This window comes from Paenibacillus sp. FSL P2-0173, assembly GCF_038008045.1.
In the GTDB taxonomy this organism is placed as follows: domain Bacteria; phylum Bacillota; class Bacilli; order Paenibacillales; family Paenibacillaceae; genus Paenibacillus; species Paenibacillus polymyxa_B.
On the sequence record NZ_JBBOYK010000006.1, the window covers coordinates 129,385 to 154,709 of the forward strand.

Below are 25,325 nucleotides of genomic sequence, written 5' to 3' on the forward strand. Positions count from 1 at the left end.
AAAACATACTTAAAATTAGTGATATTGATAATCATTATCACTAATATAAAAGTGTAAATTTTATATTAGTGATTGTCAACTGTTTCTTTATTTTTTTGTTTTACTTTAATGGGTTCTCCAGTGCTCCCCTTCTATTCGCTTCATGCCATTCCTGATAGATTCCTCCAATTTCATAAAATGCTTTGTTCATTGCAGTTGTCAGCTCCTTCGTGATTTCCTTGGTATATTTTAAATGAGTATTTATGTTATCCACTTTATATTTGCGAAGCAAATTTAGATGAGCAATGATGTGAATTGTATCTTCGATGATCCAATAAATCACATCCTCTTCCTCTTTCGTAAGCTTGTTCAGCATCTGTATGCCTCTTTCATACATCTGGAGCGTATAACCCCGCTTGCCCACTTGCACATACGGGCTCAGATCATCATAAAAATCCGTACGGAAAGGTCGTCTTACATATTGCTCATACTGGTCTTCATATATTGAAGTTTGTTCAAGCTGTTTAATAGTCATATCTATGAGTTCTTGTTCGCTATATATTTTTTTCATCAGATTTTCCCTTCCCTTTCTCTACTAAATAAATTCAAGTCATAATCATGTTAGATCACAAGTGATGCAATAAGAAGTCAAATTCTTTTTTTACCAACCATTAACAATTCTGTTTGATGCAAACGATAATTAGAATAGAGGGAATTCCCTCAATATATCCAACTGAAGGAGACAGCGAATGAATAGAGTATGGACGAAAGCATCGGCTATTCTATTGGTAGTGGTATCCCTGATGTTCAATGGAACGTACGCGCTCGCAGCTTCAGCAACATCAACGTATATCGTTACGTTTCAACAAGCAACCTTGGTATCCAACGATCACGTAGGCAACGAATGGGCCATTGCTGCCCAGGTAGCTGGTCAATCCATTAGTGAAGGTAACAGCGTGAAGGTCAAATCGAATGGTAGCATAAAGCTGTATGCGTATGCCGAGGAACAAGACAAAATTCCTGATGAAGGCGAAGCCACCAAGAATGTAAAGGTCTCCTCGGTTTCTACCAAAGGTTCTACCGTTAAGTTAAGAGTGACGGTTACTGAAAACCGTGGACGTTATTCAGGTCATCAAGCCGTTTGGGAATTTACGTATAAGATTAAGAAACAATAATAGAATGCTAAAAAAAGACCGTCACTCCCAGGAGCGGCGGTCTTCGCTTTTACAAGTCGCTGTAACTGGGCACGTACCATTTCGGTATATAGGTTTGAAAGTAATTATACGCCTCCAAAACCTCTTCAGCTCGTTGCACCATATCGTCTACCTCTTCTTTGCCAAATGGAATGGCCCAGTGAATCGATGAAAGCTGATTGCTTGCAATATACAGAGCCATTAATCTAAAAAATAAATCAGGTACATGGTTATTAAAATAACTGTGGATACGGCCCGAAGCGAATAAAGGACTTAATGCTGCACACCAGGTAATTCTATTGAATTCCTCCCAAGGATCACCATAATCCATTCTATTAAAATCAATGATACCCAGTTCACCAGATGGGTTAACCACCATATTGCCTACATGATAATCTCCATGCTGAAAAGTCTGGGGACGATTTTCTAATAGATGGCGGTTTTTCTCAATAAAGCTTATGGCTTGATCTGCTCCCTTTAGGGGAATACCGCATGACTTATAGTTTGTAATATATCTGTTGATTTTGGCATTATAATGTTCAGCCCATGGGACTCGATCTTGCTCCGCATGAATCTCATGCATTTTTTTTAGTGCATCTCCTGCCTGAACTCCGAGTTGATACTGTTGTGCTGCGGTTAACGTGGGGATAATCTCTTCAGCATCTTTCCCTTCGATCCAGGTGAACAGAGAATACACAGATTGACCATCATGACAAATCCCAAATTCAAGCGGCCGGGACATGAACAGATTCTCCACGTGATTCAACTTTGTTACAGCTTCAAACTCGCATTTCTTTTTATCATAATGAACCATATCCGACATTCTTAGCAGCAAGTCCCTACCGTCAGTGGTTTGAATATAATATTTTTTGTCACTAGACCAGCCTTTATGAATCTCTTCCACGCTGCTCCACATGCTGGCACCCGGTATTTCACTAAAGAGTCGATTCACGCTCATCCCCCCACGTTAAGATAGCCTTACTTACTATATTTGCTTTCCATAGTTTACCTTTGAAATGACAGAGGAATCAATCTTCTTCCAGGAAAAACTCAAATAAAAAAGGCTGAAAAGACAAGTCGTCTCTTCAACCTCAATATTCACTGGGTTGCCATCGTGAACACCCATCACTTGTATTGTCAAATTAGTAAGAATAAGAAAACTCATGTTTAAATTCGTCTACCCGTTGAATGGTTTTCAAAATATTGCGACCTTCACGTGTGCCATCAATAATACGACGAGCTTGTTTACTATCCCCGATATTAATAACTTCTACTTGATGTTCTTTACCATATTCGAGCAAGCTGTCCATCAGCGGACTGTATGAACGCATACCCAAGCATACGAATCCAAGGTCAAAAGGAATCTCAAACTCCTGTTCTCCATGCTTTACTTTGAAGCGGTCGCTACACACTTCTGTCAAAGCTGTTTCCGTATGGACGTTCACTTCCTGCTCCTCTACCATTTTCATCATGGAAATGCGAGTAATCATATCCAGGTCTTTACCCAGTAGCGGCATCATCTCAATGATGGAAACCTCTTCTGCTCCACGCTCTGCGTAATATTCGACGACATCCAGTCCCACAGCTCCGCCACCAACTACAGCAATGCGTTTACCTTCAAACTCCTGGAATTTCTCCATGTTGTGCAAAAGATCAAAGATGGAGAACACTTTTGTGCCCGGTTTGCCCAGTTGTTCATGCAAACCTGCAATTGGCGGAAGAAGTGGTGTGGACCCCGTCGCATTGACAATAATATCAGGATTCAGGGCACTAATCATCGCCAAATCGGCTCGGGTCCCTGTTACAATGTTCAGATTGGTTAACTGTTTGGTGCGTTGAATCAGATAATCAGGGAAATCATTGATACGTGTTTTGTCTGGCAAGCGGGCAATATCACGAGCCAAGCCGCCCAACTCTGGTTTCTCCTCAAAGAGGGTTACTTTGCAGCCTACTTCGGCTGCCGTACATGCTGCTTCCATGCCGGCAGTGCCCCCACCAATAACAACAACCTGAACATTGTTTTTAACACGTTGTTTCCGGTATTCAGCTTCCTTGAACAGATCCGGATTTACCGTACAGCAAATCGGTTTACTTTTGGAGATACGATGATCGGCACAACCAATGTTGCAAGAGATACATTTTCTAAGCAAATGTTCGTAGCCGTTTTGCACTTTAAGCACCCAGTTCGGTTCTGCAATCAACCCTCTACCCATAGCCAGAAGATCAGCGTCACCTCTCTCCAAAATATCCTGCGCAGCCTGTGGGCTCCGAATATTACCTGAGGTCATCGTGACCTTCCCGAATTTTTCTTTTACCGCTTTAGCCATATATGAGCGCCAACCATCCGGCAGGTTCATCCCGTCAATCTGGAACTGGATGGAATCATTCAGAGCAGCAGAAACGTTCAGAATATCTACCTCATCATTAAGATACTCCAATAACTCGAGTGTATCTTCCAGTGTGTTCCCACCTTCTGTGAACTCTTCCGCGCTAAAACGTAAGCAAATAGGGAAAAATGGGCCGACCACTGAACGAATTTCATCAATGACTAATCTGGCAAAACGAGTACGGTTTTCTGCGCTTCCGCCAAATTCATCCGTGCGTTTATTATACATCGGTGAAAGAAACTGACTCAGCAAGTAGGAGTGTCCCGCATGAATTTCAACACAGTCAAATCCTGCTCGTTGCGCTCTTCCCGCTGCTTCTCCGTATTTGCGCACAATGGCGTAAATTTCTTCTTTTTGCAGAGGTCTTGGAATAGCTCCGCCCTTTTTAGAAGGAATATTCGAAGAAGATACAGGCTGAACTCCGTTCAGTCGTCCCGCATAAGCCGAAGCACCCGCATGGTTAATTTGTACAGAAACACAGGCTCCATAAGAATGCAGGGCTTCTGTTAATCTAAACAGTCCGGGAATAAACTGGTCGTTATCCATACGCAACTGGGTTGTTCCGTTTGTACCCATCGGGAAATCCAGACAAACATTTTCTACTGTTATCAAGCCGGTACCACCTTTGGCCCGTTGCACGTAATAGTCAATATGATCCTGAACAAAGCTTCCGTCCATGGCAGCAAAGTTAGTTCCCATCGGGGGCATAACAATCCGATTTTTCAAGGTCATGCGTCGTATGGTTAGAGGTTCAAAGATAGCAGGATAGTGGTTCATTGTTCTTCCTCCTTGCGAGTTTACAAATTTCATGTTCAAGCTTCCATTAAAGCATTCTCATATGTGATTTTTTTCACTTTTGGGAATATCGAGATGTTATTGAGTACGATCATTCCTTATGACTTGATTTTATATCATCTAATCCATAAATTCTAATGCTATTTTATGTATCAAATCATAGTTTCAGTCTATAGATTAACTGGATTTAGACATAAAAAAGGAACAATCCTATGAGAAATGTTCCTTTAGTGTGAAAAATCATGCTTATATTCCGGACCATCTACCGATCCGTTCTTTTGAAACCGTTGGGTACACGCTCCAAAATCCCTTCCCTAACATATCTGTCCAGCAGCCCACACATTGTGGCATATCCATTTTTTCTGAATAAAGGTACGTAGGCTGTGGCTTTAGGAGAGATTGGAAGTTGTGAACTGTGCGAGCGATTGGTCTATACCCTTACGCCTCATTGCTGTTTTCCTTCCTCCTCTCCATCACTAGAAGTATTCCATTCAGAAACCAAAAATCCCCTGCCCGAAAAGCCGGGTGAGAGTCCAATGAAAGGAAACACCTCAGCTTGACGTCAAGGGAGACTTGTCTAGATTATACTTTTAAATCACCATCATAGGTGGCAATCATATTGTACAGTTCAGGACGACGGTCACGGAAAATGCCCCATTCAATCCGTCCTACTTCCAGCTCATCCAGGTCAAATTCAGCAGTAAGTACTTCCTCATCAGTACGACCCGCTTCTGCGATCTTGTTACCTTGATGCCCGGCAATAAAGGATGAACCGTAGAATGTAATACTGGAGTCCTCGTCTGTTTCAGTTCCGATCCGATTGGAAGCAATGACTGGGATCAGATTGGAAGCAGCATGACCCAGCATGCAAGTCTGCCAGTGATCTTTGGAATCAATGGCAGAATCCTGCGGTTCCGAGCCAATAGCTGTCGGATAGAACAAAAGTTCTGCGCCCATAAGCGCCATACAGCGGGCCGCCTCAGGGTACCATTGATCCCAGCACACGCCTACCCCAATTTTGGCATAACGTGTATTCCATACTTTAAAACCGGTATCGCCCGGATTAAAATAAAACTTTTCCTCATACCCAGGACCGTCTGGGATATGACTTTTGCGGTATTTACCCAACACTTCACCGTCTGCGTCAATGACAGCAAGACTGTTGTAGCGCGCGTAGTTTTTCTTTTCATAAAAACTGATGGGCAGTACAACCTGTAATTCTTTGGCGATCTTCTTAAAATGGTTAACCGCCTTGTTGTGCTCCAGCTCAGTTGCATATGAATAATAATCAGACTTTTCCTTCTGACAGAAATATGGAGTCTCGAACAACTCCTGCAGCAAAATAATTTGTGCGCCCTGCGCAGCCGCTTCACGTACTAGCTTCTCTGCTTTGCTTATATTTTCTTCGATATTGGTAGAGCAGCTCATTTGAGTCGCTGCCACTTTTACTTTTCTCACTTTAGTCCTCCTTTTAGATGTTGTATCGTTCAACGCTTTAAAGCAGGCATCTGCTGGGTCGTACAGTGTACGTTACCGCCTTCACGGATGACCGCCATACCGTCTACAGTCCGAATGGTGCGATCTGGAAATACATTTGCCAGCACTTGCTCAGCTGCAAGATCGCTCTCAGCGGCAGTGCCGCCAAACACTGGCAAAATGATACCGCCATTCACAAAGTAGAAGTTAATATAGCTCAGTGTCAATCGGCTGTCTTCATAATCCACACGCGGCGGCTGACCGATCCGAATCACTTCCAGCTTACGGCCTTGGGCATCCGTTGCTTGCTCCAGAATACGCAGATTTTCCTGCGTGATTTCGTAATTTTCATCCTCAGGATCATCACATACTTGCATAATGACCTTGCCAGGAGCTGCAAAGCAAGCAATATTGTCCACATGGCCATCTGTTTCGTCGCCACTAAGACCACGTTTTAGCCAAATTATTTTCTCTACACCTGTATACTCACATACATACCGTTCAATTTCTTCTCTGTTTAATTCCGGATTTCGGTTGGAATTGAGCAAACACTCTTCGGTTGTAATCAGTGTGCCTTCGCCATCTACGTGCAGTGAGCCGCCTTCCATCACAAGCGGTGCATCAAACCGTGGAACTCCAAGTTTGTCCAAAATTTGCGGCGCAACCTGATCATCCAGGTCCCATGGAGCGTATTTACCACCCCAGGCGTTAAACTTCCAGTTTACACCTGCCAGCTGACCATGCTCGTCTGTGAGAAAAGTAGGGCCATTGTCACGCAGCCACGCATCGCTGTGTTCAATCGGCAGCAGTTCTACACGTTCCCCAAGTTCAAGCGCCTTAACGCTCTCCAGATCATCCGGATTTACGACCACAGTAACTGGTTCAAATTCCGCCATGGCGCGTACAATTCCGGCATAGCCCTTGCATACATCAGCATGCATATTCGGGTAAACCATTGAAGATTTTACAGGCCAAGAAATATACGTGCGTTCATGTGGCGCCCATTCAGGCGGCATCTTATAATGTGAATCCTTAATTTGCATGTAATGAAGCTCTCTTTCTTTTTCATAATGTAGACTCCGCTCCTATCATACAATAATATGATCTTTGTCTCAATCGAAGCGGAAAAGTTTTAATAATTTACAATCACATTTGAGTAAATTACTTTGAAAACGTGATTGCTTTCACCGTATTCCCATCAAAATCCTTCACAGTGAAATGTGCTCCCTCCAGCACACCGTAAGAGGATGGATAGTTATCTTTTGGCAGCGAGATCGAACCGGGGTTCAGTATAAAGACCCCATTTTCCACATCCGCTACCGGAATATGAGTATGTCCCTGGATGAACACATCTCCCGCTTCCAGTGGTGGTAAATTTCCGATACTAAAGCCATGTCCGTGCGTGACATAGATTCTCCGTCCTTCATGGTACAGCCAAGCATAATCACCCATCATAGGAAACTCAAGTAGCATCTGATCCACCTCTGCATCGCAATTCCCGCGCACAGAAACCGCAATGTGGGACTTGTACTTATTCAGCAGAGCGGCCACTTCTGCCGGATTATACCCTTCTGGTAACGGATTACGTGGTCCGTGGTACATATAATCTCCGAGCAAGACAAGACGATCGGCTTTCTCCTCCCTGAACTTTTCCAGTGCCAATTGCAACCAGTGCAGCGAGCCGTGAATATCTGAAATAAACATCAATTTCATGATTGTTCTTTCCTTTCTGAATAGGCTAAAAAACATTCCACTTAAGTACATTATTGCATTATTCCCTGAACAAATCTGTGCAAAAATTTTCTCTCGTTTGATAATACTCTTTTAAGAAAATAAACTACAGTTCCGAGTGAGCTGTAGTTTATTATTAGTTCCTTTTGTACTTGGTCTTATCATCTTCGGTGATTTTACGGATTACCGTGCAAGGGTTTCCAGCAGCAATCACACCAGAAGGGATATCTTTGGTAACAACACTTCCTGCACCGATAATGGAGTTATCGCCTATAGTAACACCAGGCAGAACGCTGACATTACCACCGATCCACACATTATTGCCGACTGTAATTGGAAATGCAATCTCCAATCCCTCATTACGTTGTTCTACATCAAGAGCATGACCCGCAGTATAAAATCCGCAGTTAGGAGCAACAAACACATGATCACCAAAAACGATTTTTGCCCCATCAAGCAAAACTAGATTATGGTTACTATAGAAATTTTCACCGATTTCAATGTTATAGCCATAGTCACATACGAAAGGTTGCTCAATCAAGAATCTATCAGTTGTTTTCCCAAGTAAAGTTTTGATGAGTGTTTCTCGTTCTTCGATATTTCTAGGATGGAGCTGATTATATTCGTGGCAGAGAACTTTAGCGTGTAAACGTTCTTCAATTAACTCTTCATCATAATTAGCATTGTATAGGAGTCCTAGTTGTGATCTTTCTTTTTCTGTCATGTCCATCCTCGCTTTGCTTATTTAGATACAGAATTCAGATTTCTTTTAAAGCTTCATTGTAGGATTCCACATGCTCACTCTTCAGAACTGGAAAGCTACTCACATTGAAATTTCCACCAAATTACCTTCTGGATCTTTAATTACGCTTTCATAATAGCCGTCACCTGTCAATCTTGGCTGACCCACAACTTCATATCCTGCATGCATGAGCTGCTCTGTCTTTTCATTCACCCGTGCTTTACTTCCAACGGAAAATGCCACATGAGCCCAGCCCGTAATATTTATCTGTGGTGAATGATCTACTCCCGTTTTACGCATAACCTCTAACCTTGCTCCATCCTCAAAGGTGATAAAATAGGACTCAAATCCTTTTGTAGCGTTATAATATTTATCGTTAGATTTTCCATCAAAATATTGCTCGTAAAAGCTTTTCATCTTTTCTAAGTCTCTCACCCAGATCGCTACATGCTCAATCTTCATTATTTTCCTCCTTCTGCAGCCCTCATCATTAATTTATACTGGACTCAATTTTTAACATCGTTATTATTAACGTTTTAATAAGTCTCAATATATCTCAGTAATTAATTTTTGTCCAATCTATTTATCATCAATTACCAATAAATAACGCTTACGAATCATTCATGAAAGCTCTTTCGTCCTCAGCTTGTAACCCGGTTGCTAATACCCCTAAAAAATTAGCGACCGCTTCGTAAAAGAGAAGAAGCGGTCGCTATCTATAAGCCTTCATTGTAAATTTAATACTTAATCACTGGTTTATTTATAAATTAACGTTTCAAGCTTTCACCGTTCGTAGCAATAACTTCTTTGTACCAATGGAACGATTTCTTCGGATATCTTTCAAGTGTACCGCTGCCATCATCATGACGGTCTACGTAAATGTAGCCATAACGTTTTTTAAGCTGAGCGGTCGATGCGCTGACAAGGTCAATACATCCCCAAGACGTGTAGCCCAAAACCTCTACTCCGTCCTCAATAGCTTCTCCAACTTGAACCAAATGATCATTCAGGTAGTTGATTCGGTAGTCATCTTCAACCGTTTTTTCGCCTTTTTCATTCGTGATCAGTTCATCAACGGCGCCCAGGCCATTTTCAACGATGAACAGTGGTTTTTGGAAGCGATCATAGAATGTATTCAGGACATAACGCAGACCTTGCGGATCAATTTGCCAGCCCCACTCACTTGCCTCGAGATGCGGATTGCTGACACCACCAAGGATGTTACCTTTACCTTTGACTTTTTTAGCTTCGTCAGCTGTCTCACAAGTACTCATATAATAGCTGAACGAGATAAAATCAACGGTATGCTTCAAATCTTCGGCATCACCTGGTTCAAAGTGAATAGAAATTCCGTTTTCTTTAAAGAAACGTTTCATGTAACCTGGGTATTGACCTCTTGCGTGAATATCGGCAAATGCCATGTTTCTGTGATCAAATTCCATCGCAGCGATCACATCGTCCGGATTAGGTGTCAGCGGATAAGTAGGCATGCTCAGCACCATACAGCCAATTTTGAAATCAGGGTTGATCTGATGACCGATTTTTACTGCTCTTGCACTCGCTACAAGCTCATGGTGAATAGCTTGATAAAGATCTTGCTCACTAAGTTGATCTTTTGGTGTGCTAATTCCTCCACTCATGAATGGTGCTTCAAGAATGGAGTTGATTTCATTGAAAGTCAACCAGTATTTAACTTTATTTTTGTAGCGATTAAATACAGTTGTAGCATAGCGCTCATAAAAATCAACAAGCTTACGGTTTACCCAACCATCGTATTCTCTGGACAAATGTAAAGGTGTTTCATAGTGAGATAATGTAACGAGTGGCTCAATTCCATATTTGTGAAGTTCATCAAACAAATCATCATAAAATTGCAAGCCTTTTTCGTTAGGCTCCAGTTCGTCACCTTTAGGGAAAATACGTGACCATGCGATAGAAGTACGGAATACTTTGAAGCCCATTTCCGCAAAAAGTTTGATATCTTCTTTATAATGATGATAAAAATCAATACCGATCAATTTCATGTTATCTTCTGTTGGTACATCCGTAACGGGCCCCCAGCCACCACGAGGAGTTACATCCTGAATGGACCAGCCTTTTCCATCTTCTTGATAAGCGCCTTCGAGCTGATTAGCAGCAACTGCTCCGCCCCACAGGAAATCTTTTGGAAACTGTGTACTCATATTTTCTCCGCCTTTGCTGATGTTTTTCATTAACTAGGATAGAAATACGTTACCTCTATGCTAATGTGTTATAAAGTACTTCTAATTGAATCTTAAGGTTTGTAACGCGTTTCATGTCAAGTATTATTTTAAAAACTTCCAGAGCTTATAATTGTATTATCTCCAATAATTACTCCCATATTTATAACTCTTCTATTATTGAGTAAAATGGCTATTCTTCAAATGGCGGATCTACATGAATATCTCTATCTGGTTCAGTGCTTACCCAGCGAGTAAAGATAACCTGAAAGCCGGCTCGAGTCGGCGCGCAGGCAAAAGGACCCGCCTGTTGTCCCGTTTCATAAGGAAAACGTGCTACACGTACGGTGCGCCAGCTTTGATTTTCGGTTCGGGCTCTAATGATAACTGCATCCTGTAGCTGTGAAGCACGAATCGTCACATTTTTCCCTACCCAATCAGGTACAGGAGCTAATGACCAATCGGAATAGCCATCCGTGACTACGACTGCCAGTTGAGGAATTCCATCATTTAATTCGATTCCGGCTTTAATCCACTTTTGCTGTCCTTGATACAGCATTATACCTGCCTGATCGTAGAGCTCCGTAAATGAGCCTAATTGAAACGTGACTTCGATGGCAGAGCCTTCTTCCCAGTCTGTAAGCAGGGAATGTCCGCTACTGCGTTCAAATCCATACAAAGTTTTTTCCCAGTAGTCGCTTCCTTCTCTGGTTTCAACTTTAAGGAACTGATCTTCTTCTATGGATGATACAGGGTGATTAGTCCATGTCCCTGTAGTCCATGCAATCGATTTTTGAGTCATTAATCTCATCCTCTCATTCTTTATTGAACGATGCCCTATTTCCTTTTCTCCACCAATTGCAAATTGTACGTCAGACTTTCAAGGGTCACCGAAATCAACCCACGCATGTATTCATCATGTGTATCGTTTTTCACAAAAATCTCGGGCATATGTTCTTTGGGTACATCTTTTAGACAGCCGTTATAAATATCGTCCAACAGATTCGGCTTGGATAACTCTCCAGTCAAAGCGATAGATACAGGATCTATAATCGCAATAATGGAAGTTATCGTTTTGATCGCCAAAGGAACAAATCCCTCTGTGCTATTTAACTGTTTAAGCTGTTCCTCTCTTGTTAAATCAAAGGGTAAGAAGGAAACCTCCCCAGCAAATTTGGTATTTCCTTTTAACAAATGTCCATCGACAATAAAACCCGCGCCGGGGAAATTGTCTTTGGGAAACGTAACAATAGCAAAGGTTTTATCCTCATCATAATTCTGCATGTTATAAAATCCGTAGACTGTCAAATGCATATCATTTTCAATGGTAACTTCTAATCCGTATTTATCTTGAAGCCGTGGACCTACAGGGACTCCTATGAGCAGGTCGAGATCACAAACATCGATAATCCCTTGATGAACAACCCCGGGGATGCCAATCCCAATGGCTTTGACGTTTCCATAGTTATTAATCAGCTCTCCAATTTGGGTTTCTATGACCTCATAATCAATATGAGGCACATTGGAAGTATTCTCGATGATGATATCACCAAGCAAATTGGCAACAGCATAAGTAAGAGAATGTATACCGCCTTCCGTTTTCACATTTAAACAGATAATATAAGAATAGTCAGCGTTATATTTGTAACGTCTAGCCGGACGTCCGCCATTCGACTCTTCCAATTCCGTCTCTAATACTTCCCCGGTTTGAAGAAGCTCATTCAGAATATTTCCGCAAGTTGCCACACTAAGACCTGTGATACTGGCTATGGATGACTTGGTTGCATATTCCTTGGATTTCAGTGTGTTTTTAACTAACTCTACATTAATTTGTTTAACCCGAATGGTATTATTGGAGACTGGTTGTATTTGAATACACTCCTTTTCCAGTATTTATTAAAAGGTTTATAATAAGTTGTAATATAACGCTCTGCCTGCAAAAAGTCAATTTGTACACATTTTCCTCTTCTCTTCGATCATCATGCTATACTAGAAATAAGAATCAAATTTTTAGTGCGGCATCTTTGCGATGAAACTAAGTGAAATTGGGGGGATTCTGTTGTCAGCTATTGAGTATATAGCAATAATCGCGTTGCTCCTCTCCGTCATACTTTTAATTAAGGTCTACAGCCTTCAATCTCGGCTTAATGACTTGAAATCCGACGTGGAGCGTCTTGAAAATCGTTCAGGAATACAAGGCGCATCGCTGTCAGGTACCATCGCTGCCACTCCTCCACATATTCTAGATGCAGGAGCTTCAGAAGATATCAATGAAAGGTTGCTCCTGCTAATTAGGGAAGGTAAAAAGATTCAAGCCATAAAAGAGCTGAGAACCGCTAAGGATCTTTCCCTTAAGGATGCAAAGGATTATGTGGATCACTTGGAAAAACTCTAAAGAAAGGAAGAAATAAGATGAGTGCCAGCAAAACAAACGCCATGCGCATATTGGACGGGCAACATATACAATACAATATTTTGAGTTATGATCATCAAGACGGAAAAATAGACGGGATGAATGTGGCTGAGAAAATCGAGAGAGCCCCGGAAATGGTTTTCAAAACTTTGGTTGCACATGGCAAACAAAATCTGTTTATTTTTGTGATTCCTGTACATAAAGAGCTTGATCTCAAAAAAGCAGCCAAATCCGCGGGAGAGAAAAAAATTGAAATGCTTCCAGTTAAGGATTTGCAAAAGTATACGGGATATATTCGCGGTGGCTGCTCCCCCATAGGAATGAAAAAGCTCTACCCCACTTTTATCGACCAGCCTGCATTGGAACTGGAAGCCATCGTTGTGAGCGGTGGGAAAATTGGGACCCAACTGGAGTTGAGTCCACACGATTTAGCTCTAATCATTCAGGCACAGTTTACAGATCTGACGCATACAGCATAAAACTCACCACATGATCATAAAATCTTTATGCGTATTTTCTCTTATCCCATACTTCATCAAGCTTCAACCTGGAGAGGAAGATCTAATGATGCATAATGATTGCCCGAAAAATGCAAGAATCCCCCAACCCATCAGAAGTGATGGTGCTGGGGGTATCGACAAGGGTCCACGTGATGTGATGAGGGATCTACAGAATCCTGATATGCTGGTTCCCCCCGTAACGGACAATGGTCTCATTCCGAATATGAGATTTTCTTTTTCTGATGCTCATATGCAGCTTAATCATGGTGGGTGGTCAAGAGAAGTAACAGTAAGGGAATTACCTATTGCTACAACCCTTGCCGGGGTGAATATGAGTTTAACACCGGGTGGTGTACGTGAGCTTCACTGGCATCAGCAGGCGGAATGGTCATATATGCTGTTGGGAAGTGCTCGCATTACGGCAGTTGACCAAAATGGACGTAATTTTATTGCTGATGTGGGTCCCGGGGATCTCTGGTATTTTCCTCCTGGCATTCCGCACTCTATACAGGGGCTTGAGGATGGGTGCGAATTTTTGCTGGTTTTTGATGATGACAGTTTCTCCGATCTGAACACCCTATCCATCTCGGATTGGTTCGCACATACTCCCAAAGACGTACTTTCTGCAAATTTTGGTGTACCAGAAGCTGATTTTGCAGCGATTCCTCAAGATCAAGTATACATCTATCAGGATTCCGTTCCCGGTTCAATCCAAAGCCAAGCTGTTCCCTCTCCTTACGGGACATTGCCCCAATCCTTCAAGCATGAATTACTAGCCCAGCCCCCAATCAAAACGCCGGGCGGAAGCGTACGAATCGTTGACTCCTCCAATTTTCCGATTTCCAAAACCATTGCAGCCGCCCTTGTTGAGATTGAGCCCGGAGCCATGCGAGAAATGCACTGGCACCCCAATAATGACGAATGGCAATACTATCTTACAGGGCAAGGACGGATGACTGTCTTTGGTGGTAATGGCGCGGCCCGCACATTTGATTTTAGAGCCGGAGATGTCGGATATGTGCCTTTTGCTTATGGTCATTATATTCAAAATACTGGCTCTAGCTCACTATGGTTTCTTGAAATGTTTAAGAGTGACCGTTTTGCGGATGTTTCACTAAATCAATGGATGGCTCTTACCCCCACAGAACTGATTCAGAGTAATTTACATGTAGGTACTGATGTGATCTCTAATTTACGAAAGGTAAAATGGCCCGTCGTCAAATATCCTGGTTATTCTTATGACCCTAAAAAGAAATAACCGGGAACGGTATCACGCTCGCCACTAGATCAGTGAACCTTCTTTTTGAATATGACGGGTTGATTCAATTGCCCCCTTCATTATTACTTCCATTTTCACGTATCCTTCTATCCAATCCCGCCAACATATCTGCATACTCTTCAGGCATTCCAGCGTGAACCATTCCCACTTCCAACTCTTCATCAGACAACGAGATATGCTGAATCGGTTGGCCTGTTACTTTCCCGATAATCTCAGCCACTCCGCCAAAGATTAGCGACTGAGGTCCGGTGATGACTATACAAAAAAAACACCGTATCGGAATACGGTGTTTTTATAAACTAATTAACAAAGACTATTCCTCAGAGTCTACATTGTGGTAAACCTGCTGAACATCCTCCAAATCTTCTAATGCATCAATCAATTTATCGAATTGAACCTGTGCATCTTCTGGAAGAGAAATATCATTTTGGGCAAGCATAGTGAGCTCCGCAACGGTAAACTCAGTCACTCCTGCTTGTTTGAAAGCTTCCTGCACAGCATGGAATTGATCGGGCTCTGCATAGACGATGACGGCTTCATCTTCTTCAATGATGTCACGTACCTCTACATCTGCCTCCATCAGCAGCTCCAGCACTTCATCTGCGGTTTTACCCACCAGACCAATAACTGCTGTTGAATCAAACATGTAGGCTACAGATCCGCTCACGCCTAAGCTACCGCCATTTTTAGTAAAAGCAGAACGCACATCTGATGCTGTACGGTTAACGTTATTGGTCAGTGCATCTACAATGACCATGGAACCGTTCGGTCCAAAACCTTCATAACGAAGCTCTACGTAGTTTTCATCGCCAGCACCTTTTGCTTTTTCAATAGCACGGTCAATGATCGCTTTGGGTACATTGTACGTTTTTGCACGTTCTAAAACGACTCTTAATACCCGATTGGATTCAGGATCAGGTTCGCCCTGTTTGGCTGCCACATAAATTTCCACGCCAAATTTAGCATATATACGACTCGTATTAGCATCCTTGGATGCCTTCTTTTCTTTAATGTTATTCCACTTACGTCCCATAATATCCCGCTCTCTTCCTGTATGAATATACACAACGAACTTCATTATATCCTTGTATATTATATCTCCTAAAGGACATACGAACAAGTTCAAACAACTCCGTTATGGAAAAATAAACAATTCTACCTAATTAGGGATGCTTGGAAATGTGAACTTTCAATTCTCCTCATCTATGGACAATCCCCCTATCAATCTCTAAGATGAGGAGGAAGTCTGACTTGAAGGAGATCATTCACTTGGATGTCTTGTACAAAAAGTTGAGCCATAATCATGAAATCACAGTATACGAAACCACTGAGCTGTATGGTGAAAAGGGATTATTTCGAGTAATGCAGTTTTCAAATACAGCCGTCCAAGGCGCGGTGGACTTGAATCATCCGCAACGCATTGTGTTCGAATATCCGAGAGCAATCATCCATCTCATGGAGCTGAACGATCCGTCATTTGAAGATGTATTTGTTATTGGGCATGGTATAGGTACAATAGCGGGTCATTTTACAGATAAACGCTTTAAGATTGCCGAGCTGGATGCACAAGTCGTAGAGTTCAGCCGAACATTCTTTGGATACGATCAGGATAATGTGACTGTTGGCGATGGACGACGCATTCTGGAGAAGGAAGCGCCGGATGCTTATGACTATATTATTTTGGACGCCTTCACGGAGCAGGGTACACCCTTGCATTTAATATCCTGGGAATTTTTCAAGATGACCAAAGAAAAGCTGGATTCCGAAGGCTCCCTGATCATGAATTTAATGGGCAAAAGTGAACACGACCACCTGATCAATGCCATTCACACAACGTTGCGTGAAGAATTCGCCTATGTCACAACTTTCTCGCTCCCCTCGGAAGGCGCTGCCGACATTCAAAATATCATTATGATTGGTCGGGACAAGCCCATCCGGTTTCAGGCACGTCAGATGGCGGACTTTCATGAGATTACACTTGGAGAAGGTCATATTCTACGGGATACAGATGCTTAGTGTAGTTCCAATATTCGTCTCTCTACATCTTCGATATGAATCGTCTCTTTGTTGCAGCTTTTTCGTTCCACTAACTCTACTTTCCCGTGTTCGGCATCTTTACCAACGACGATGCGCACGGGAATACCTACTAAATCGGAGTCTTTGAATTTAACCCCGGGCCGTTCCTCCCGATCATCCAGCAGCACCTCCACGCCACGATCCTGCAGCTGGTTGTATAATTTCTCGGCTATTTGCATCTGAAGCCTGTCTTTCACAGAAATCGGAATAATATGAACTTGAAATGGGGCCAGCGCATAAGGCCATATCATTCCGTTCTGATCGTGATTTTGCTCTACAATGGCGGAAAGGATCCGGGATACGCCAATGCCATAGCAGCCCATAATCATCGCTTGCTCAGTTCCGGAAGCATCCAGAAAAGTCGCACCCAGCTTCTCACTATATTTGGTGCCTAGTTTAAATACGTGTCCGATCTCAATCCCACGATGAAGTTTCAATTCCCCTTCGTCACATCGAGGACATCTATCCCCTTCTATGGCATTCCGCAAGTCAGCCACATGCCGAAGATCTATATCGCGCACTGGATTCACATGTCGATAATGATAATCCAGCTCGTTGGCGCCTGCGATACCGCTGGACATTTGGACAACGGCGTAATCTACCCACATAGGGATCGTCAATCCGCATGGGCCTATGAACCCCGAGGGGGTTCCAGTCGCCTTTGACACGGTGTCTGCACTTGCTATTTCGAATTTTTCACTACCTAAAATATGTTTAACTTTCACTTCGTTGACCTCATGATCACCCCTGACAACTACAGCAACAGGTTGATCGTCAGCCATATAAATCAGTGTTTTTATGATTTCTTCAGGTTCTATGTGAAGCGATTCAACCAGTTGATCTATTGTACGCAGACCTGGAGTATGGAATTTTTCCATTTTAGCTGTATCGAAAGAAGGATGGCTGACATGTTCATTTTCATCTGAGACTGGGGCTATTTCTATTTCCCCCGTCGACCGCGCCACGGCTTTTTCAAGATTAGCTGCATATTCACAGCAGGTACATGCTACAATTGTGTCCTCTCCAATATCAGCTAGAGCCATAAATTCATGGGTTTCACCTTCGCCACCAATGGCACCCGCATCTGCTTCTACAGCACGAAAATTTAGACCACAGCGGGTGAAAATACGATGATATGCCTGGAACATGGTCCAATAGGTATGATCTAGTCCTTCCCAATGTGCATCAAACGAATAGGCATCCTTCATTAAGAATTCTCTGCTGCGAAGCAGGCCAAATCGAGGACGTCGTTCATCCCGAAATTTGGTTTGAATTTGATACAGGGTTACAGGCAATTTGCGATAAGAATTCACTTCATTTCGTATTAAAGACGTAATGACCTCTTCATGTGTAGGCCCCAAAGCAAACTCCCGATCATGCCGATCTTGCAAACGCATCAGCTCAGGACCGTAAACATCGTATCTCCCTGATTCTTGCCACAGCTCCGTTGGCTGCAATACAGGCATCAGCAGTTCCCCAGCCCCTACGCGATCCATTTCATCCCGTACGATTTGCTCTACTTTTCTGAGCACCCGTCTGCCCAGTGGCATGTAGGTGTACATTCCAGCCGCCAGTTGGCGGATAAATCCTCCCCGCAGCATAAGCTGATGACTGATCACTTCGGCCTCTGCGGGTGCTTCACGCAAGGTTGTCAGTAATAATTGGCTTTGGCGCATGTGTAGCTACCTCCTTGTATGGACGATAAAATGTACGCAAAAAGACACATCCGTCAGGGACGAATGTGTCGTGGTACCACCCTTAATTTGACCGTAACCATACACGGAACGGTCCTTCATCAGATAACGGCGTCTAGCCGGTAACGGTTTATCTTACAAACCGCTACAGCTCGCAAGGCAGGTAAACGTTCATTCGCGGCGAGAAACCTTTCAGCCCATGAGTTTCTTCTCTGTACAGCGGGTATTGAACCTTTGATCCTTGGTCTACACTATTCCTATATATTACAATTTTCACCACTTTACACGAAACGTAAGTTCTAGTCAAGGAGATAATCGTCTATCTGGAGCTGTCCAGGGACATGAACGATATTTAGATTTCAAAATAATCAAATTCCGTTGGTTACCATATTGCATAATGAGCGGCCAGATTTTAGGACGAATACGCCTGCGAAAACCCAGAACAAAGCGGACAAAGCGAGGCGAAATATCCCAAATACGAACTGCTTCCTCCTTTACTCCTTTAGGTAGCTCCTTGGAAAACAGAAAACGGTTGAGCGAACGTGTGATAACGCCTGTTATTGCTTCAAGCGTACTAACATCCATTACAATGATCGTATCGGCGCGCTGGAGTCGCTCGGTAAAATAACGCTCATGATAATTCCCTTCGATGATCCACTCTTCCCTTTGGAGCACTTCACCCAGCTGTTTGAGAAATTGTTTATCAGTGCTCCGCTTCCACTCCGGGCCCCAATACAAATCATCCAAAGAGATATACGGCAATTGAGTCCACATGGAAAGACGTTTGGCCAAAAAAGTCTTACCGCTTCCCGGCGAGCCGATCACGATAATACGTTTAGCGTGCTGCACAGCACGAAACTCGTTATCCTGTCCTGCATGTAAGGGCCGCATGGAATAGATCAATCGATAGAGTAAACCTACTACCAAAGAACCTCCCTTTAAAAGCAAATAAAGGAGGCACAGTGGCAGAAAAACAATTACGTATTTCACACTGTCCATCAGACAACATGCTCCTTTTACAAATTCAATAATTGAGGCCATTACGTACGTGAAGCTCCAAATACGCGTTGTTGTAGGGTAGAGTTCTCTTGATTACTTATGTATCTTTCTTTTTAAAATACACGCCCTTGAAAAACACAAAATTTTGCGAATGTGTGCCATACAGCTCCTGAAACCTAGAATGGAGTTTATTCATAGAAAGGGTCTCTGAAACCGTCCGATCCGTTTGCAGGGTCAAGTCGACACAGCTAATTCCAAATTGGCACACTTGCTCCATAGGATAACCTTGGGTAATACCATAAATCATCCCGGCAATAAAAGCATCATCTGCGCCTGTGACATCAATGACCTCTTGAACAGGATGCATAGGAATTTGTCCATGAGTTCCATCCTGAGAGGCGTACAAAACACGATCAGCACCGCAGATAAAAATGACATTTTGAACCCCAAGTTTGTGAAAAATCCGGGTGGCATCCAACATATGCTGATCATCTGTAAGTTCTAGCCCCAAATAGGCTTCAGCCTCCACCGGTTTACATACCAGCCATTCCACCCCATGCAAATTTCGGGGAAGCTTTCTCATCTTGGAGGCTGATACCGAAGAAACGACAATCGGAACCCGATGCTCATGGCAGACATGTATGGTGGCCGCAATTACGTTCATAGAGAAATTAGTGTCCAGCAGAACCAGTCGGGACGAGGCGATTAAAGGAGCATTTTCAAAAATTACTGAAGGACGAATCTGATCATAAATCTCCATTTCTGCTGTCGCTACAATCAGTTCACCACGCTCGTTCAGCAAGGCAGTATAAACTCCAGTTGACGGTTCACCTTTGACTTGCAGAGGAACCACGTGCATGTAACGGCTGGACTGCTCGATAATAAATTCACCTTCCGCATCGTCTCCAACCGCAGTTAGCAGGCTGACCCGCTGGCTCAACCTCCCTAAATTTTCAGCTACATTTCGTGCTACCCCACCGCAAGATTGCAGCCTTGTACTGCTCGGATTGGAGGTATGAAGCTGAAATGTACCTTTAATCATGATTTTACGATCCAGATTGGCCCCCCCGATACATAATATTGGTTTGCTAGAGGGCCAAGGCTCGTCCTGTTCATTTTTGTGGATTTTTTTTAATTTCATCATTTGACTCCTTTCTCGAGTCTATTCGTTAGAATGATTTAAATTTGTACAGAAATAGGCACTATATAAAATTAACACGTTCCAAATGTCATATTCCCAAGAATAATGTCGAGTTCGTTAAAATATCCTAAAGTTACACATGCAAAAAAACACCCTATCGTAAAGATGCCTTCCACTTTTACGATAAGGTGCTTGGGTTGGAACTGCGCATAGTTCTTCCTTACATTATTTCAAAATAAATAGCGCTGCTCCGTGAGGAGGTAAATCTGCGGACAGTTCTTGTGCTAAAACACCTAAATCTACATGGTTCCATAAATCTCTGGCATTTGGATGCCCTTCAATACCAAGGTCTTTTAAGGATACACGCACCTTTGAAGCTTCATCTCCAGCATTAAACAAAGCTACATATACATGACCTTCCTCGTTATGTGAAGTCCAAACGATATGTTCATCCTTTCTATACACCTGCCGCGCATTCAAACCGTTGTGATGAGCATTTAACACTTCTTCATTAGTTAGCAAGGAAAGGGTCCATGCATCATTATCCCGCAGTTCCCCCCCGAACATCAGTGGAGATCGGAAAATGCTCCACAAGGTCATCATCGTTAGCTGCTCATCCTTCGTAAAGCGTGTCCATCGGTCATGGCTGCCGGAATCTACCGAATCTACCGAACGAATACCCAGATGACCCAGTGGTAGCATGTCGCAATCCGGCCAGTGACCTGGACCTACATGTTCCGCCCATTTTTCGCAGCGCTCAAACATACCATACAGTAAAGGCCATACATCCCAGAAGTCATCCGTCATACGCCACATATTCGCGTTTGCGATTAAATCGGATGCCTGCTCCAGCGGTGCCGGACCAGGCGATAGACTCAACACCATCGGACGTCCGCATTGGGCGATAGCTCGCCTAATCAATTCAATTTCCGCCAAATGAATACCATAGAGACGTGATGCAGCAATGTCATCTACTTTGACAAAATCCACACCCCATTCCGCATACAGGTCAAACAATGAATTATAGTATTCCTGTGCGCCCTCCTTGGATGCATCTACCCCATACATATCTGTGTTCCAAGGACAAATAGAGTTGGGGTGCGCAATTTGTCTCGCCGTGGCTGTAGTTCCCAAAATCGGGGTATCCTGGTGCACCGCCTGACGGGAGATGCCTCTCATAATATGTATACCAAATTTCAATCCCAGTCCGTGTACATATTCCGCAAGAGCTTGGAAGCCTCGTCCATCTGCTGCCGAAGGAAAACGATTCACCGCTGGAATAAGACGTGAAAATGAATCCATTTCCAATGGGACAAACGGGCGATACTGTGAAGATACTGCTCCTGACTCATACCACTGAATATCTACAACGACATATTCCCAACCATATTCCTTCAGGTGCTCCGCCATATATTGAGCATTTCCCCGTACTTCCTCTTCCCGTACTGCTGCACCGTAGCAATCCCAGCTATTCCACCCCATAGGTGGTGTATGCGCTGTCAAATGATGTTTCATTTCATTCATCCTCTCATCTAGAAGAACTCATCCTGCTACTAAAAATCTCCTCATCACTACGTTACTATTATAATGTAAACCCTTACTTTTGTCGCTCGTCATCTTTTCCATTTCCACTTTTTATACATTTAAGTTGACTAACTTAAAGAATGTGGTACATTTAAAATTGCTTGTTAAAAAACTTTGACTTGAATCAGAGGGTGATTTTACGTGTGTGAACATGCTTATCGAATTTTGTTGTTTTACAAATATGTCAACATTGAAGATCCTGCCACCTTTACGGCAGAGCATCTGGCTTACTGCAAGGAGCTGGGCGTCAAGGGAAGAATCTTGATTGCTGCGGAAGGAATCAACGGAACACTGTCTGGTACAGTAGAGCAAACGGAGCAATATATGCGTGATTTGCGCGCCAATCCGAAATTCCACGATATCGTTATTAAAATAGATGAGTCTGACGGTCATGCGTTCAAGAAAATATTTGTACGCCATCGTCAGGAGCTTGTTACGCTGCGTCATGAAGATGAGCTGGACCCTAATGAAATTAGCGGTAAGCGTCTGTCACCAAAGGAGTTTTATGAACAGCTTCAAGATGAAGATGTAGTTGTTCTGGACGGACGTAATGACTATGAATATGACATCGGTCATTTCCGCGGGGCTATTCGCCCCGAAGTCGAATCGTTCCGTGAATTTCCACAATGGATTCGCGACAATATGACTCAGTTCAAAGACAAGAAAATCCTGACGTACTGCACCGGAGGTATCCGTTGCGAAAAGTTGTCCGGTCTTTTGATCAAAGAAGGATTTAACGATGTAGGCCAGTTGGATGGCGGCATTGTGACTTACAGTAAGGACCCGGAAGTACAAGGACGTTTGTTTGACGGTAAATGCTACGTATTTGACGAACGAATCTCGATTCCGATCAATCATACGGATGAGGACGTCATTGTCGGCAAGTGCTTCCATTGTGAAACGCCGAGCGATCATTATATCAATTGCCCGGTGTGCAATCTCCAGCATATCGTATGTCCGGATTGCGAAGAACAGCATCAGCACTATTGCTCTGACGATTGCCGAATCAAAGCGGAAACCGTGGCTACTGCATAAATTAGCAGCATCATTGGTTCATTATAACAAGAGGGATGCCCTATTAGCCGTTCAACATGGCTGTGGGCATCCCTTTTGTTGTTTTCACAATAAGTGTCGAAAGCTTCATAGTATGTACCTATGACCTTGATTGTATTTTCATCTTGGACGGACTCGAAAGTAGCGTCTTATAATGGAAAATGTCATTACAGAAAGGATGGGTGGAATTCATGATTCAAATCGTACTTTCAACTCTATTATCCGTTATCGTTCCGCTGTCCATTCCAGTGATCGCCGGATTTTTACTCGGCAAATTTATGAAGCTGGAAACGAAACCGCTCTCGACTTTGTATTTATATTTTTTAAGCCCCGCAATGATTCTGGACACGCTACTCAAAGCACAGCTTTCCTGGCATGATGTGGCGCAGACTGCCGCTTTTTCAATACTGAACCTGCTGCTGTTGTGGGGAATTGCACAATTAGCGGGGAAAATCTTTAGACTGAGCACTCCGGAAACGGCTGGACTTACCTTAATCTCTACGCTGACCAATAGTGCAAATTATGGCCTGCCCCTTATTTTACTTGCCTTTGGGCAGCTCGGTCTGGATAAAGCCTCCGTGTATGTCGTCATCCAGATGATTATGGTCAATACCATTGGCGTTTACTTTGCAGCCCGCTCTGAATTTTCTGTTCAAAGTGCTGTTAAGTCGGTGTTTTCACTTCCTGCGATCTATGCAGCTCTACTCGCCATGGGACTGCGGCTGCTGGACTGGCATCTTCCCTTAGGGATTCAGTCAGGCGTCTCGATGATTGCTGCCGCCTATTCTCCGGTCGTGCTGGCGATCCTTGGCACCCAGATGGCTTATGTGAGAATATTCAAGCTGGAGTCGTCTATTAAAAAAGCCAGCTACGCCGGACTAACAATTCGGCTTCTGCTCTCGCCGCTTGCGGCTTGTCTTGCTATGCTGATACTCGGAATTTCAGGCCTTTTGTTCTCCGTTCTTTTCATTTTGGCCTCGATGCCGGTTGCTGTGAATGCTGTCATTTTAGCAGAAAAATTTAATGCATCGCCAAAACTGGTTTCCACCTGCATCCTGTGGAGCACGCTTGCCTCATTCCTGATATTGCCTATTCTGATTATGTTGGTAGCAGGTTAGCGAGCAAAAAAGACTCTCTACACCATAGAGAGCCATGCGCGATTCTGTCTCCATTCTACTTGCACAGGCGTTTCAAAAAAAGCACTAAGCGTTTCACTGCTTAGAATATCAGTCGTTTTACCTTTGGCAAATACCGTGCCCCGGCGGATTAGAATCGTATGCGTGTACATCGGTAGAATTTCTTCGATATGATGTGTAACATACAGTAAATTCGGCGAAGCCGGCGACTCCGATAACTGGCGAACGCTATCCAGCAATGCTTCCCGGGAGAAAAAGTCCAAACCATTACACGCCTCGTCCAAAATCAGTAGCTTGGGCGAGGCCATTAATGCACGGGCGATAAGCACTTTTTGCTTTTCTCCCTGTGAGCATCCCTGATACAACCGATCCACCAGATGAGCACACCCCAGTTGCGTCATAAGCTGAACGGCCTGTTCATAATCTGTATCCGTCGTCTGATCATAAAGTCCAATGGAGGCAAATTTGCCACTAATGACAACATCCTGCGTACGCTGACTCCCATTAATTCTTTCCTGTAAAGAGGAACTGACCCAACCGATAGATTTGCGCAGTTCCCTCAGATCCACATCTCCAAAGGTATGGCCCAATACACCGACACTACCTGTGGTTGGCCATATGTAACCGTTAATCATATTGAGCATCGTTGTTTTACCTGACCCATTCAAGCCGAGTACAGCCCAGTGCTCTCCCTCAGCTACCTGCCAATTGATTTGGTCCAGTATGGTGCGGTTATCTCTCTTCCAGCTTACATTGTTAAGTTCAATGACAGAATTCATGGCATACATCCTTTCTATTCGTCGTATCATCAGATGTTTATACGCATAGTAAAGATCATCGTTAGTACGTCTAGCTTCTCTTTCATGTAAGCATAGCATAGGGTCACTGGTTGTTCAATTTTAAATAACCCACTCCATTGTTCATATAGGAGTGGGCTCAACATGTA

Annotated in this window: 25 protein-coding genes; 7 read left to right on the plus strand and 18 right to left on the minus strand. The window is 43.3% G+C overall.

Features of this window, described 5'->3' with window-relative positions; translation table 11 throughout:
* Nucleotides 1–100: 100 nt before the first annotated feature.
* Nucleotides 101–550, minus strand: coding sequence for an Imm63 family immunity protein (locus tag MKX30_RS24905; protein WP_028541366.1), 450 nt, complete (start codon nucleotides 548–550; stop codon nucleotides 101–103).
* 178 nt (nucleotides 551–728) lie between these two features.
* On the opposite strand from MKX30_RS24905, the gene MKX30_RS24910 reads away from it, so the two are divergent.
* Nucleotides 729–1,154, plus strand: a complete 426-nt coding sequence (locus MKX30_RS24910) for a hypothetical protein (protein WP_053325378.1) — start codon at nucleotides 729–731, stop codon at nucleotides 1,152–1,154.
* Between the two features lie 49 nt (nucleotides 1,155–1,203).
* On the opposite strand, the gene MKX30_RS24915 is transcribed toward MKX30_RS24910, so the two are convergent.
* The 10 genes from MKX30_RS24915 to MKX30_RS24960 all read right to left on the minus strand — a co-directional run bounded on the left by MKX30_RS24915 (nucleotide 1,204) and on the right by MKX30_RS24960 (nucleotide 12,250).
* Complete coding sequence (locus MKX30_RS24915; protein WP_053325377.1) at nucleotides 1,204–2,124, minus strand: aminoglycoside phosphotransferase family protein; 921 nt, start codon at nucleotides 2,122–2,124, stop codon at nucleotides 1,204–1,206.
* A 190-nt stretch (nucleotides 2,125–2,314) separates the two neighbouring features.
* On the minus strand, nucleotides 2,315–4,336 hold the full coding sequence (locus MKX30_RS24920) for an NAD(P)/FAD-dependent oxidoreductase (protein ID WP_023988491.1): 2,022 nt from the start codon (nucleotides 4,334–4,336) through the stop codon (nucleotides 2,315–2,317).
* A gap of 600 nt (nucleotides 4,337–4,936) precedes the next feature.
* A complete protein-coding gene (gene aguB, locus MKX30_RS24925; RefSeq protein ID WP_025721082.1) occupies nucleotides 4,937–5,812 on the minus strand; it encodes an N-carbamoylputrescine amidase in 876 nt (291 codons plus the stop codon).
* A 29-nt stretch (nucleotides 5,813–5,841) separates the two neighbouring features.
* Nucleotides 5,842–6,873, minus strand: coding sequence for an agmatine deiminase family protein (locus MKX30_RS24930; RefSeq protein WP_053325376.1), 1,032 nt, complete (start codon nucleotides 6,871–6,873; stop codon nucleotides 5,842–5,844).
* A gap of 118 nt (nucleotides 6,874–6,991) precedes the next feature.
* Nucleotides 6,992–7,543, minus strand: a complete 552-nt coding sequence (yfcE, locus tag MKX30_RS24935; protein WP_023988488.1) for a phosphodiesterase — start codon at nucleotides 7,541–7,543, stop codon at nucleotides 6,992–6,994.
* Nucleotides 7,544–7,697: 154 nt separating this feature from the next.
* A complete protein-coding gene (locus MKX30_RS24940) occupies nucleotides 7,698–8,285 on the minus strand; it encodes a sugar O-acetyltransferase (protein ID WP_023988487.1) in 588 nt (195 codons plus the stop codon).
* A 99-nt stretch (nucleotides 8,286–8,384) separates the two neighbouring features.
* Nucleotides 8,385–8,765 carry a VOC family protein gene (locus MKX30_RS24945; protein WP_023988486.1) on the minus strand — a complete coding sequence of 127 codons (381 nt, stop codon included), beginning with the start codon at nucleotides 8,763–8,765 and terminating at the stop codon, nucleotides 8,385–8,387.
* A gap of 305 nt (nucleotides 8,766–9,070) precedes the next feature.
* The gene (locus tag MKX30_RS24950) at nucleotides 9,071–10,486 is read right to left on the minus strand and encodes a glycoside hydrolase family 1 protein (RefSeq protein ID WP_023988485.1); all 1,416 of its coding nucleotides are present in this window, start codon (nucleotides 10,484–10,486) and stop codon (nucleotides 9,071–9,073) included.
* Nucleotides 10,487–10,697: 211 nt separating this feature from the next.
* Nucleotides 10,698–11,306, minus strand: a complete 609-nt coding sequence (locus tag MKX30_RS24955) for a DUF1349 domain-containing protein (RefSeq protein WP_013310225.1) — start codon at nucleotides 11,304–11,306, stop codon at nucleotides 10,698–10,700.
* Nucleotides 11,307–11,341: 35 nt separating this feature from the next.
* Nucleotides 11,342–12,250 carry an ROK family protein gene (locus tag MKX30_RS24960; protein WP_081327443.1) on the minus strand — a complete coding sequence of 303 codons (909 nt, stop codon included), beginning with the start codon at nucleotides 12,248–12,250 and terminating at the stop codon, nucleotides 11,342–11,344.
* 283 nt (nucleotides 12,251–12,533) lie between these two features.
* On the opposite strand from MKX30_RS24960, the gene MKX30_RS24965 reads away from it, so the two are divergent.
* The 3 genes from MKX30_RS24965 to MKX30_RS24975 all read left to right on the plus strand — a co-directional run bounded on the left by MKX30_RS24965 (nucleotide 12,534) and on the right by MKX30_RS24975 (nucleotide 14,675).
* Nucleotides 12,534–12,899 carry a ribosomal protein L7/L12 gene (locus MKX30_RS24965; RefSeq protein ID WP_068938727.1) on the plus strand — a complete coding sequence of 122 codons (366 nt, stop codon included), beginning with the start codon at nucleotides 12,534–12,536 and terminating at the stop codon, nucleotides 12,897–12,899.
* Between the two features lie 17 nt (nucleotides 12,900–12,916).
* Nucleotides 12,917–13,396 (plus strand): Cys-tRNA(Pro) deacylase, encoded by a 480-nt coding sequence (gene ybaK / locus MKX30_RS24970; RefSeq protein ID WP_069080119.1) that lies wholly within the window; start codon nucleotides 12,917–12,919, stop codon nucleotides 13,394–13,396.
* 88 nt (nucleotides 13,397–13,484) lie between these two features.
* Nucleotides 13,485–14,675 (plus strand): oxalate decarboxylase family bicupin, encoded by a 1,191-nt coding sequence (locus MKX30_RS24975; RefSeq protein ID WP_341063799.1) that lies wholly within the window; start codon nucleotides 13,485–13,487, stop codon nucleotides 14,673–14,675.
* 64 nt (nucleotides 14,676–14,739) lie between these two features.
* On the opposite strand, the gene MKX30_RS24980 is transcribed toward MKX30_RS24975, so the two are convergent.
* Nucleotides 14,740–14,916: a hypothetical protein gene (locus MKX30_RS24980; protein WP_226887860.1), complete on the minus strand. Its 177-nt coding sequence runs from the start codon at nucleotides 14,914–14,916 to the stop codon at nucleotides 14,740–14,742.
* Between the two features lie 93 nt (nucleotides 14,917–15,009).
* Nucleotides 15,010–15,729: a YebC/PmpR family DNA-binding transcriptional regulator gene (locus tag MKX30_RS24985; RefSeq protein ID WP_013310214.1), complete on the minus strand. Its 720-nt coding sequence runs from the start codon at nucleotides 15,727–15,729 to the stop codon at nucleotides 15,010–15,012.
* Nucleotides 15,730–15,947: 218 nt separating this feature from the next.
* Here MKX30_RS24985 and MKX30_RS24990 point away from each other — a divergent pair, with 218 nt between their 5' ends.
* Nucleotides 15,948–16,712, plus strand: coding sequence for a spermidine synthase (locus MKX30_RS24990; protein WP_028541373.1), 765 nt, complete (start codon nucleotides 15,948–15,950; stop codon nucleotides 16,710–16,712).
* Here MKX30_RS24990 and MKX30_RS24995 read toward each other — a convergent pair.
* The 4 genes from MKX30_RS24995 to MKX30_RS25010 form a co-directional block, all read right to left on the minus strand.
* The gene (locus MKX30_RS24995; protein ID WP_341063784.1) at nucleotides 16,709–18,448 is read right to left on the minus strand and encodes a proline--tRNA ligase; all 1,740 of its coding nucleotides are present in this window, start codon (nucleotides 18,446–18,448) and stop codon (nucleotides 16,709–16,711) included. The genes MKX30_RS24990 and MKX30_RS24995 overlap by 4 nt on opposite strands.
* Nucleotides 18,449–18,769: 321 nt before the next feature.
* Nucleotides 18,770–19,465, minus strand: a complete 696-nt coding sequence (locus MKX30_RS25000) for an adenylate kinase (RefSeq protein ID WP_028541375.1) — start codon at nucleotides 19,463–19,465, stop codon at nucleotides 18,770–18,772.
* 97 nt (nucleotides 19,466–19,562) lie between these two features.
* Nucleotides 19,563–20,606, minus strand: a complete 1,044-nt coding sequence (locus tag MKX30_RS25005; RefSeq protein WP_023988477.1) for a carbohydrate kinase family protein — start codon at nucleotides 20,604–20,606, stop codon at nucleotides 19,563–19,565.
* Nucleotides 20,607–20,831: 225 nt separating this feature from the next.
* Nucleotides 20,832–22,121: a glycoside hydrolase family 27 protein gene (locus MKX30_RS25010; RefSeq protein ID WP_209942072.1), complete on the minus strand. Its 1,290-nt coding sequence runs from the start codon at nucleotides 22,119–22,121 to the stop codon at nucleotides 20,832–20,834.
* Nucleotides 22,122–22,331: 210 nt separating this feature from the next.
* On the opposite strand from MKX30_RS25010, the gene trhO reads away from it, so the two are divergent.
* Together trhO and MKX30_RS25020 are read left to right on the plus strand one after the other, a co-directional pair.
* Entirely contained in the window at nucleotides 22,332–23,225 is an 894-nt protein-coding gene (gene trhO, locus MKX30_RS25015) for an oxygen-dependent tRNA uridine(34) hydroxylase TrhO (RefSeq protein ID WP_023988475.1), read from the plus strand.
* 209 nt (nucleotides 23,226–23,434) lie between these two features.
* The gene (locus MKX30_RS25020; protein ID WP_028541378.1) at nucleotides 23,435–24,361 is read left to right on the plus strand and encodes an AEC family transporter; all 927 of its coding nucleotides are present in this window, start codon (nucleotides 23,435–23,437) and stop codon (nucleotides 24,359–24,361) included.
* Between the two features lie 17 nt (nucleotides 24,362–24,378).
* Here the strand turns inward: MKX30_RS25020 and MKX30_RS25025 are convergent, their stop codons facing one another.
* Nucleotides 24,379–25,158, minus strand: coding sequence for an ABC transporter ATP-binding protein (locus MKX30_RS25025; protein WP_023988473.1), 780 nt, complete (start codon nucleotides 25,156–25,158; stop codon nucleotides 24,379–24,381).
* Nucleotides 25,159–25,325 lie beyond the last annotated feature (167 nt).

Bases quoted from the DNA above. Each gene is read 5' to 3' on its own strand.
- MKX30_RS24965 (WP_068938727.1), top strand. From the start codon at position 12,534: ATGAAACTAAGTGAAATTGGGGGGATTCTGTTGTCAGCTATTGAGTAT.
- MKX30_RS24945 (WP_023988486.1), bottom strand. From the start codon at position 8,765: ATGAAGATTGAGCATGTAGCGATCTGGGTGAGAGACTTAGAAAAGATG.
- MKX30_RS24940 (WP_023988487.1), bottom strand. From the start codon at position 8,285: ATGACAGAAAAAGAAAGATCACAACTAGGACTCCTATACAATGCTAAT.
- MKX30_RS24920 (WP_023988491.1), bottom strand. From the start codon at position 4,336: ATGAACCACTATCCTGCTATCTTTGAACCTCTAACCATACGACGCATG.
- MKX30_RS25005 (WP_023988477.1), bottom strand. From the start codon at position 20,606: ATGAAATTAAAAAAAATCCACAAAAATGAACAGGACGAGCCTTGGCCC.
- MKX30_RS25010 (WP_209942072.1), bottom strand. From the start codon at position 22,121: ATGAAACATCATTTGACAGCGCATACACCACCTATGGGGTGGAATAGC.
- MKX30_RS24975 (WP_341063799.1), top strand. From the start codon at position 13,485: ATGCATAATGATTGCCCGAAAAATGCAAGAATCCCCCAACCCATCAGA.
- MKX30_RS25025 (WP_023988473.1), bottom strand. From the start codon at position 25,158: ATGAATTCTGTCATTGAACTTAACAATGTAAGCTGGAAGAGAGATAAC.
- MKX30_RS25020 (WP_028541378.1), top strand. From the start codon at position 23,435: ATGATTCAAATCGTACTTTCAACTCTATTATCCGTTATCGTTCCGCTG.
- MKX30_RS24995 (WP_341063784.1), bottom strand. From the start codon at position 18,448: ATGCGCCAAAGCCAATTATTACTGACAACCTTGCGTGAAGCACCCGCA.
- MKX30_RS25000 (WP_028541375.1), bottom strand. From the start codon at position 19,465: ATGGACAGTGTGAAATACGTAATTGTTTTTCTGCCACTGTGCCTCCTT.
- MKX30_RS24905 (WP_028541366.1), bottom strand. From the start codon at position 550: ATGAAAAAAATATATAGCGAACAAGAACTCATAGATATGACTATTAAA.
- MKX30_RS24950 (WP_023988485.1), bottom strand. From the start codon at position 10,486: ATGAGTACACAGTTTCCAAAAGATTTCCTGTGGGGCGGAGCAGTTGCT.
- MKX30_RS24955 (WP_013310225.1), bottom strand. From the start codon at position 11,306: ATGACTCAAAAATCGATTGCATGGACTACAGGGACATGGACTAATCAC.
- MKX30_RS24985 (WP_013310214.1), bottom strand. From the start codon at position 15,729: ATGGGACGTAAGTGGAATAACATTAAAGAAAAGAAGGCATCCAAGGAT.
- yfcE (WP_023988488.1), bottom strand. From the start codon at position 7,543: ATGAAATTGATGTTTATTTCAGATATTCACGGCTCGCTGCACTGGTTG.
- ybaK (WP_069080119.1), top strand. From the start codon at position 12,917: ATGAGTGCCAGCAAAACAAACGCCATGCGCATATTGGACGGGCAACAT.
- MKX30_RS24910 (WP_053325378.1), top strand. From the start codon at position 729: ATGAATAGAGTATGGACGAAAGCATCGGCTATTCTATTGGTAGTGGTA.
- MKX30_RS24930 (WP_053325376.1), bottom strand. From the start codon at position 6,873: ATGCAAATTAAGGATTCACATTATAAGATGCCGCCTGAATGGGCGCCA.